This is a genomic window from Sporichthya sp., from assembly GCF_013815995.1.
Classification (GTDB): domain Bacteria; phylum Actinomycetota; class Actinomycetes; order Sporichthyales; family Sporichthyaceae; genus Sporichthya.
Map to the genome: position 1 here is coordinate 1 of NZ_JACDFE010000131.1, position 2,612 is coordinate 2,612.

4 protein-coding genes are annotated in these 2,612 nt (G+C 68.6%); all 4 read left to right on the plus strand.

Annotated elements, in window-relative coordinates:
• On the plus strand, positions 1-1,069 hold a 1,069-nt coding region (locus tag H0X00_RS14845), incomplete at its 5' end, for a Stk1 family PASTA domain-containing Ser/Thr kinase (RefSeq protein ID WP_293772399.1).
• A 153-nt stretch (positions 1,070-1,222) separates the two neighbouring features.
• Positions 1,223-1,432 (plus strand): bacterioferritin-associated ferredoxin, encoded by a 210-nt coding sequence (locus tag H0X00_RS14850; RefSeq protein WP_293772401.1) that lies wholly within the window; start codon positions 1,223-1,225, stop codon positions 1,430-1,432.
• Between the two features lie 192 nt (positions 1,433-1,624).
• On the plus strand, positions 1,625-2,107 hold the full coding sequence (bfr, locus tag H0X00_RS14855; RefSeq protein WP_293772403.1) for a bacterioferritin: 483 nt from the start codon (positions 1,625-1,627) through the stop codon (positions 2,105-2,107).
• A gap of 178 nt (positions 2,108-2,285) precedes the next feature.
• Positions 2,286-2,594, plus strand: a complete 309-nt coding sequence (locus H0X00_RS14860) for a hypothetical protein (protein ID WP_293772405.1) — start codon at positions 2,286-2,288, stop codon at positions 2,592-2,594.
• Positions 2,595-2,612 lie beyond the last annotated feature (18 nt).

The following is a 2,612-nucleotide window of genomic DNA, read 5'->3' on the forward strand; positions in this document are numbered from 1 at the left end:
GGGTTCGCCGACGCTGGCCTTCCACCACGTCCCGCCGGACGGCGCCGCGGGCGCGCACGCCGTCACCGAACAGATCGCCCGCGGCCCGGCCGCCCTGGTCAAGCGGCCCGGGAGCACAGGCCCCGCCGTTCCCCGGATCCCCGCCCAGGGCGTGCCCTACCCGGTTCCCGCCCGCCTGCAGCACCGGCGCCGGCGCGGTGTGCTGGCGCTGCTGGCCGTGCTGGTCACCGCGTTCGCGGTCGGCATCGGCGCCTGGCAGGTCGCGGTCGGCAACTCGGTGGACACCCCCAGCCTGATCGGGCTGACCGCGGAGCAGGCGCAGGCCAAGGCCACCGAGGCCGGCCTGAAGTTCCGCGTCGTCGACCAGGAGTTCGACGAGACCTATCCAGCCGGGCAGGTCCTCAGCACCGACCCCGGCCCCGGCCGCAACATCTCCGCGAGCGGGACCATCACCGCGGTGGTGTCCAAGGGCCCGGAGCGCTACACCGTGCCCGACCTCGAGAACGTGGACGTCGCGGAGGCGAAGCGTCGGCTCCTCGACGAGGCCAGCCTGACCGTCCGCGACGAGGTGACCGAGAAGTACAGCGACACGATCGCCAAGGGGAAGATCATCCGGACCGACCCCGCGGCCGGGACCGCGTTGCGCCGCGACGCGGTGGTCACCCTCATCGTCAGCAAGGGCGCCAAGCCGGTCGATTTGCCCGACGTGGTCGGCAAGTCGGTCGAGGAAGCCACGGCCATCCTCACCGACGCCGGCTTCAAGGTCGTCACGCGCGAGCAGGAGACCAACGAAGCCGCCAACGGCACCGTCCTGGAACAGAGCCCGACCGGCGGCAACCGCAAGCTCCCCCGCGGCACCACGATCGACCTGGTCGTCGCCAAGTCCGCTCTCATCGTGGTGCCCCGGGTGATCGGGATGGACGTCGACGACGCCGTGGAGCTGCTGGAACGCATGGGCTTCGACGTGGACCGGGCCGGCCTGCCCTTCGGCGACCGCGTCGTCGACCAGGATCCGGAGCCCGGCACTGAGGTGCCGTACGGGAGCAGAATCACACTCCGCGTGTTCTGACCCGGCTCCTTGTAACTTTCTGTAATCGTCGCAGGCAGACGGTGCTGTCCGGGATGTCGGGTCCGTCATCCGGGTGAAGCCCCTTGACGAGAGCCCCACTACGCTTAGGCTTACCTAAGAAGGTTGTCCTGCCTCTATGCCCGGAGGGTCCGCGTGTTCGTGTGCATCTGCAACGCCGTCACCGAGGATGACATCCTCGGGGCCGTCGACGCGGGCGCCCGCTGCGTGCGCAGTGCCTGCGAGGCCACCGAGGCCGGCAGCAACTGCGGGTCCTGCCTGGAGCGGGTCGAGAACCTTGTGGAAGGCGCCCTGAGTGGCTGCCCGCGCCGCGTCCTCGGCGTGCCCCTCGCCGCCACCGCCTGAGGCTTGACCCGGCGGTTACGCAGCGCGATCTCGACATCGATCTGACGCGCCCTCAGGGCAGCCTGTCCTTCAATGACAAGCGTGGATCAGCCGGATACCGTCGCGGTCAGTACTAGCTGCGCGCCCCGCCTGCAACCCGTGCCGACGCCCCGGCCGCCACCGCCCATGCCGTCCTGGAAGGACCCGCCTCACATGATCGGCGACCCCGAGGTCATCGCTCTGCTCAACGAGCAACTCACCAGCGAGCTCACTGCCATCAACCAGTACTTCCTGCACGCCAAGATGCAGCAGAACTGGGGCTACACCGAGCTCGCGAAGTACACCCGGCACGAGTCCATCGAGGAGATGGAGCACGCCGAGGAGATCACCGACCGGATCCTGTTCCTGGAAGGTCTGCCGAACTACCAGAAGCTCCTGCCGCTGAGCATCGGGCAGACGGTCAAGGAGCAGTTCCAGGCGGACCTCGGCATCGAGCTCGCGGTCGTCGCCCGGCTGCGTCCCGGCATCATCATGTGCCGCGAGAAGGGCGACCACACCAGCGCGAACCTGCTGGAGAAGATCCTGGGCAACGAGGAGAGCCACATCGACTACCTGGAGACCCAGCTGGCGTTGATGGACTCGCTCGGCGAGGCGCTCTACCTCGCGCAGTGCGTGTCGCGGCCGCCGACCAACTGATCCCCTTGCGCAACCTCGTTCAGTAGGAGAAGGCTCCGGTGCCGGCACCGGAGCCTTCTTTCTGAAATCGGGGCCGACCCCCCAGAGAGTTGGGGGCCCGCACCGATGCACCCGGGGATCCGGTGCGGCGATCGTTGATGCACCGGATCAACCGACGCACACCACTACGGGAGGCGACATGCCGAACTTCATCCAGACCGTCACCTACTCCACCACCCGCATCGACGAGGTGCGCGCCCTCGGTGAGGACCTGCGCGAGCGGCGGATGGCCGCCGGCGACGGGCCCAAACCGATCTCGGTCTCGGTCTGCGCGGACCGGGACACCCCGAACCGCTACACCACGGTGATCGAGTTCGCGTCCTACGAGGACGCCATGGCGAACTCGGGCCACCCGGCGACCGCGGAGTTCGCGCAACAGATGGGCAAGCTCTGCGACGGGCCGCCCAGCTTCGTGAATCTCGACGTGCTGGACCAGAACCGGTACTAGGCGTCGAGCAGCTTACAC